This window comes from Streptomyces sp. NBC_00322, from assembly GCF_036147535.1.
Taxonomy (GTDB): domain Bacteria; phylum Actinomycetota; class Actinomycetes; order Streptomycetales; family Streptomycetaceae; genus Streptomyces.
Genome location: NZ_CP108019.1, coordinates 8565157 through 8572109, shown reverse-complemented (window position 1 = coordinate 8572109; position 6953 = coordinate 8565157). Strand labels below are relative to the sequence as shown.

Genomic DNA, 6953 nt, shown 5'->3' with positions numbered 1-6953 from the left:
GGTCGCCATTGCTCAGCTCGAAGATGTCCGGGCAAGTCTGCCCGGGACGGCTTCCCCGCTCAAGAGTTGTTCTAGAGCCCAGGGCCACGTCGGGGTTCAGCGACGTGCACCGGCATGCTCGTCGTATGACGGTGCATCTGGTCGAGCCCCCGGCAGCAGCTCGCTGCCGAGCCCCGACCAACATGATCCCGCCGTCCGCGAGGTCGGCCACCCCGAGGCCCGCAACGTACAGACGGAGCCCAGCTGGGCCAAGCGCCGGTAACCATCGGTACGAGCACGCGCTCGGTGATCCGCTCGGCAATGCCCTCGACCAGAACGGCCAGGTCCGCGCAGTAGACGGAGGGTTGGCGAAGCCGCGCCCGCTGTACCGGTGGGCGTAGAGACCGCCGCCGCAGGACTCGACCACTGGGCGAACCAGCGGGCGCGTATGAATGCTCAGACCGAGGTCCGCGACGCCGTCGAGTGCTCCGGCGCGCCAGCGTGTTGCCGCCCCTGTAGCCCTTGGCCATGGCATTGCCGACGACGCGGGTGCACTTGATGAAGCCGCAGTCGAGCAGCAGCCCCATCTCGTTGACGTGGCTTCATGCCGTCGCGGGCCGCACTGAGCAGAGAGCAGCGCATGGCTCTTGGCATGATGCATCCCCAGGCACGACGACAAGCTTGCTCGACACGAAGGCGCGGGCCGGGGGCTCCTTGTGGAGTTCGGGTCTGCCTCGTTGTCGAAGATCACCAGCCAGCTGTCGTACGGCTCCCCTGCACTCGCAGGGTCGAGCACGTAAAGAACTACGACGGCTCATGGACCGAGTACGCCTCCTCGTCGATAAGCGACGGCAGCTTCAAGTCGGACGACGAGCTGAAGGAGCTGAACGCCGAGGAGCGGGGTCGACCTATCGGCGGACAGCGCGCTCGCCCTCGCGGAGGGACTCGCAGCGCACCCCGTCCCGCTCTCCGCCGGCCCGGGACACCCCCCGTCGCGATCACCGGCACCCTCGGCGCATGGGTACTGATCACCCTCGTCCTCCAGCTCCGCAGCCACGCGGGCGCGCGGCCACGAACTGGTAGCCGTGCCGTGGGGATCGCATGGCGAAGGGCTGGACCGGCGCAGCGTCGTGCGGCAGCGGGAAGTCGATCGCGGCGGCTCTAGCTCGGCGAGGGCGTCGTACACCGCGACCGGATCGTTCGCCACGTCGATCGTGCACAGCAGACCGAGGTAAAGGTGGCGTAGCGCTCCTGGTGCAGCAGATCGACGGCTCTCGGGACCAGGCGATGGCTTGGTGCGGCCGTCGGCGAACCGGCGGTGGCGGTCGTTCGCGTGTCTGTCGCCGTCGAGGCTGATCCCGGCCCGGATGTCGTACTCGTTCAAGGGGTCGAGATAGCCAGGGGCTGAGCTGTATGCCGTTGGTGTGGATCTGCAGATCGAGATCCGCGACGCCGTGGAGGGCCGCTGTGAGCTCCTCGCAGATACGGCGCAGTCGCTGAGGCCCCGCCAGAAGTGGCTCCCCTCCGTGCAGGAGCACTGACACGGAGGGCAGGGCATGGCTCTTGGCATGCTCGGCCAGTCGCAGAGCTGTCCAGGAAATCGCTTCGTCAGAGACTACTTTTGGGCGGGTACGCCAGCTCTGATCAGCGTGTTCATACATATAGCAGTGGTCACACGCAAGATCACATCTGCTATGGACCTTCAAAACGATCTCGCGGAACGGGAGATGGGAGTTCTGGGGCGGTGCCCGCCCCAGATGCCCCAGCGTGCGAGACCGGCGTAGTGACGGCTGTGAGGCTTCGGTCAGCGACCGGGCTTGAGCTTCTGGAGTGCCCTGACCCCGGTGACGAACAGGCCAGCAAGGACGCCGGCAGCGCTCGCTTCCAGCGGAGCGCCGTCGACGAAGAGGACGACTCCGGTCGTGCCCAGCCCCGTCGCGCAGAGCCCGAGGGTCGACTGCGCGGTGGTGATCAGTCGGCGTTTGTTGCGGACCAGGTTCTCATTGCGCTTGGTGCAGTGAGGGCACACCGCCTGGGGCTCCACAGCAGCGCACCTCGCGCCTGCGAGAGGCACTGTTCGGATGAATCGCTCCAGGTCACTGCGGCGGTCGTCGGACAGAATCTCGCGAATCTGCTGGAGCAGAACCGGGTCTTCGCCAGGGTCGAAGGCTTGAGCGGACGTGACGGACACGAGGTAGTACCTCTTCTCATTCGTGAAGACGGACAGGGTTTTGAACGCGCGTCGCAGGTCTCGGTGCTGACTCTTGGAAGGTGCCCGAGGAGACACGATGCGCGGCTCCCCAGACTGTATCCGCTTCGGTGCGGCAGTACGTGTCCCACGGGCACTCAACGCTGAAAACGCCATCGAGGCTCGGGAGTTGCTCCCGCCGGTGCCCGCTCTCTTGCGGACGACTGGTCAGCGATGGGAGGGAAGAGGTGTCCACTTAAGCGCAACTGTGAGATCACCAAATGAGAGGGATGGGTGAACTAACGTGCCGCGAGATAGAGGGTTGATTACTGGCCCATCTCGCAGTTGGAGCTTTCCATGCATAAAGCGCGTGGGCATTCGTGATTCGCCCGCCAGGAAGTTTGAGAAGCCAAGAATCCTCACCATGCGTGGCAAGCCGGTCGGATGACTCCTCCGTCAGAGGCTTCGCGGCGGCTCCACTCCCAGTAATTGGCATGGGCACGCCAAGTGGAGCCAACGTTGATCACGTACGTAAGCGCTGTCGAAGGGGGTGAAGGCTGTACCCTGCCGGAGGGCACTCTTGACTTGTTTGGTGAAGACGGACAGGCAACTAGAGCCCATGCGGGTGGCCCCGGCGACGCTTGCTTTGGAAGGTGCGTGTCCACCGGGGCCTCCGCAGCCCTAAACAGGCTGCTCCAGCACTCGGCCACTGCCCAAAGATCACTGCGATCTGGAGTGTTGGGCAAGCCAGCCTGACCTCCCCCGCGTGTGGGCCGGTATCGGTCGTGGAGGAGACGATGCGGAAGCCGTTTGACGGTGAATGCGTGGACGGCTTGGAAGGACACGATCAGGTGGAGCCAATCCGGTTGAGGACGTTCGGTCTGGAGGTGCTCGCTGACGCTGCGCCGCACAGCAGCGCCAGGCAGCTGGCACCTGGCCGACTGGCTGTGGGCTGACGACGGGACCAGACGGCGACTACTCACAATCACTTTGCTGCTCAGCGGTGAGGGGGAACGAGTCCTGATGGGGATCCGGCTGCGAGACCACCAGGTGGAGGCCGTTGACGCCATTGTGCGCGGTCTCGACATCCCTCCCGGCGGGATCCCCGCACATGGCCTGCGCGGGCAGGTCGTTGCCGCGTGCGGGACCGGGAAGACCATGATTGCTGCCTCTGCCGCGCGGAGGATCGTGCCGAACGGGCGGGTCCTCGTGCTGGTGCCGACGCTGGACCTTCTGACGCAGACGGTGAAGGCGTGGCGGGCGGTCGGGCATACGGGGCCGGCGGTTGCGGTGTGCTCGCTCCAGGAGGACCCGGAGCTGTGGTCGTTGAGGGTGCGGTGCACCACGAGCGCGCCGCAGCTGGCGCTGTGGCACGGCACGGGCCCGGTGACCATCTACGCCACGTACGCGAGCCTTGGGGTCCTGGCGGAGGCGTTCGAGGGTGTCTACGGGCAGCAACTTCAGTCGGTGGACCTGGCGGTGGTCGATGAAGCGCACCGAACCAGCGGATCGCTGGGGAAGGCGTGGGCGGAGATCCACGACCAGATGGTGATTCCGGCAGCGCGTCGGCTGTACCTGACGGCGACGCCGCGGATCTGGCAGGAGCGCCCTCCGTCCTGGGAGGTGGCCGAGGGGGTGCGGGATGCGCTGCCGGAGGAGATGGCCGCGTCCATGGACGACGAAGCCATCTTCGGGCCCGTCCTGTACCGGCTGACATTGGCGTCGGCGGTGGCCCGCGGCTTGCTTGCGCGCTACCAGATCATCGTTGTGGAGCTCCAGGACCCGGTCGTCACCCCGGAGCGGCTGCGCGGCCCGGAGAAGCGGGAGGAAGTGGTGCGCGGGCAGCGGCTCGGTGCCCTCCAGGCGGCACTACTGCGCACCATGGCAGACCATCAGCTGCAGACGACCATCACCTTCCACCACCGGACGATAGAGGCGCAGGCGTACGCGGAGGGCCTGGGGCGGGTGGCGGCGAAGCTGCACGCGGACCAGCCGGAGAAGTACCCGAAAGCGATCTGGGCCAACTGGCTGTGTGGCGAGCACGTGGCCGAGCGCCGGCGGGAGGTGCTGGGCGGTTTCGGGACCACGGCGCGGCGTGCGGTGCTCTCCAACTGCCGCGTCCTGGGCGAGGGCGTCGACATCCGGGCGGTGGACTCGGTGGCCCTGCTGGACCCCAAGGGCGCCCCGCACGACATCGTCCAGGCCATCGGCCGGGCGCTGCGTCAGAAGCCGGGAGAGGGCAAGCTGGCTTCTTTGATCGTGCCCGTGTTCCTGGAGCCGGGCGAGCAGCCCGAGGACATGTTCACTTCTTCGTCGTATCGCCCTCTCATCAAGGTTTTGGAGGGTCTTCGGGCTCACGATGAAGAGGCCGTGGAACTGCTCGCGATTCCACAGGAACCGCAGACGAGTGTCGTGGACCCGTCGTGGAATATCGGTTCGGAGCCGGAGGAAGGCGAAGAGGAATCCCGGCTGCTGCTGCGTTTCGCAGCTCCGCGTGATCCGGTGATGGTCGCGGACTGGGTGTCCTTCAACGTGATCGACACCGAGCGGCAGGACTGGGGGCGTGGATGGGCCGCCGCGCGCCGGTTCCACGAGCGCCAGGCGCACTTGCGGGTGCCGTACGACCACAAGGAAGGCGCATACCCGCTGGGGCAGTGGATCGCGGAGCAGCGCCGCGCGTACGGAGCCGGGCAGATGACCGGCAAGCGTGCGGAACGGCTGGAGCAGCTCGGCATGGCATGGGACGCCGCCGACGCCGCGTTCGGGGAGAACCTCGCGGCCGCGCGGGTCTACTACGAGCAGCGCTGGACGCTGTGCGCCCCAAGGGCCGCGACGGCACTGGACAGGCCGGTCGGGCAGTGGCTGTCCAACCTGCGGCGGCCGGGCGCGCTCGCCGGCCACCCGGAACGGGCCGAGGCACTGGCGGCGATCGATGAGCACTGGAACCCGCACTGGCCGGTCGAATGGCAGCGGCGCTACGCCGCCGTACGCGAACTCCTGGCCGACGAAGCCACACTGACCGAACTGCTGCCCGGAGTCACCGTCCACGGCACGGACGTCGGCAAATGGCTGGAACGGCAACGCGAACACGCCGCGTGGCACAGCCTGATGCCCAAGCAGCGCGAACTCCTGGAACAACTCGGCATCCAGTCCCACCCCGCACCGGAAGAGGCTCCGGCGAAGGCCCGCAAGGGCGGCTCTGCAGCCTTCGAACGAGGCGTTGAGGCCCTGCGGCAGTACAAGGCGCGTACGGGCTCAGTGACCGTCCCCAGGGCCCACGTAGAAACGCTGGAGGACGGGACCGAGGTCAAGCTCGGGGTGTTCCTCTCCAACACCAAAACCAGACGCGCGAAGCTCACCGCCGACAAGCTCCAGCAGCTGGCCGAACTCGGGCTGGAGTGGGCGGCATAGACAGCGCTGTGGGGCGGTCGCCAAAGTTTTGGGGTGACCGCCCCAAAGTGCTGTCTCAGTCTGCGGTTTTAGCCCCCGAAGACCGTGCTGTATGCCTGTTGACCTTGCTGGATCAGGGCCCCGAGGCCTGCTGATGCCGTGGTGAATTCTCCGAGCCGACGCTGGATTCGTTCGTAGGTGGAACGGACACGTCCGGGCTCTGCGGTCTCGCTGCTGGTTTCTTCGCTGAGGATCTCAGCATCCTCGATGAGTTCGGCCTGCTGTTCAGGCGCCATGCCGAGTGTCGGGGCGAACTGCTGGACCGTCGCAGCGAACTCTCGCAGCGCGCTCGGGTCGAAGGCGTTGTTGTGGTTGTTCTGCACCACGCTGCCCTGGGATCCAGCAACGACATTTGTGTTGCCGCTAATGCTGTAGTAGTCCCCGGGGCGTGTCCGGTTCAGGTAATCGCTCACGGTTGCTCCAGACAGTACGCAGTCGATGCCGTCGATGGTGATGGCGATGGCCATGGGCTCGGTGGGGGCTTCTTCGACAAGCCCGGAGTGGGTCAGGCGCGCCAGGGCGTAATGCAACTCTGTGCCTGACAGTTCGCCTCCGGCGAAGTGGGATTCGGCGGTGGTGAGGAAGCCCGTCGGGTCGATGGGGCGCTGGTCGTGGGCGGTGGTGTAGAGCCAGCGCAGGAAGGCATCCGTGGCATAGCGGTGCCGGCCGGCTGGATCGTTACGCAGTTGGGTGAGCCGTCGCAGCTCTACTCGCCCGTCCGCGGACACCCTGTAGGCCTTGGCGTCGCTGAACGGGCCCATTGAGTCGACCAGGCCGTCCCGCTCAAGCGCATGAGCCAGAACCTGGACGTCCTCCGGCGGCATTCCTGTCTGCTCAGCGAAGTCGGCCTGACTCGCGAAGTGCCCGCTCCCAGGGGCCTGCTCGCCCAACCAGATCAGGAGCCGGACCAGATCGGGGTCCTGCTCGATCCCCGCCCCCACAATCCCGGAGGAGACGGTGAATCCCTTGCCCTGGACCGGCACGGTGATCGGGTACTTCCGGGCGGCGCGCTCGTAAGCCTTGTTGATCTCCTTGACATGCCGTTCGATCGCCCGATGGTCTATGTCTTTGTTGGCCACCTCGTCCCCCTTCGTGACGTCTCCTCGAAGCGTAGTGAGGAGCACTGCCACTGGAGGGCCCAGTGCGTGGCAGGGGCTGACTTGCCAGGTGACTGGCCATGGCTACCAGATGGCCGCGGTGGGTGGCACCCAACGACGACCACCCAGCACCCCACCACCAGCAAATACGGACCAGAAGGCGAGGAAGGAACGGGACACGTGCCGAACGTAACTCCCGCCCAGAGCACCGGTGCCGGCTTCCCGGAACACCCCTCCAC

General features: G+C 66.5%; 3 protein-coding genes and 1 pseudogene. 1 reads left to right on the top strand and 3 read right to left on the bottom strand.

Annotated elements, in window-relative coordinates; translation table 11 throughout:
• Positions 1-1088: 1088 nt before the first annotated feature.
• Positions 1089-1736: pseudogene (locus OG905_RS39310) on the bottom strand (radical SAM protein); the annotation flags it as partial.
• Positions 1737-1783: 47 nt separating this feature from the next.
• Positions 1784-2170, bottom strand: coding sequence for a hypothetical protein (locus OG905_RS38940; protein WP_328665219.1), 387 nt, complete (start codon positions 2168-2170; stop codon positions 1784-1786).
• Between the two features lie 1020 nt (positions 2171-3190).
• Here OG905_RS38940 and OG905_RS38935 point away from each other — a divergent pair.
• On the top strand, positions 3191-5578 hold the full coding sequence (locus OG905_RS38935; protein ID WP_328665221.1) for a DEAD/DEAH box helicase: 2388 nt from the start codon (positions 3191-3193) through the stop codon (positions 5576-5578).
• Positions 5579-5646: 68 nt separating this feature from the next.
• On the opposite strand, the gene OG905_RS38930 is transcribed toward OG905_RS38935, so the two are convergent.
• Positions 5647-6747, bottom strand: a complete 1101-nt coding sequence (locus tag OG905_RS38930; protein ID WP_328665224.1) for a hypothetical protein — start codon at positions 6745-6747, stop codon at positions 5647-5649.
• Between the last annotated feature and the right edge of the window lie 206 nt (positions 6748-6953).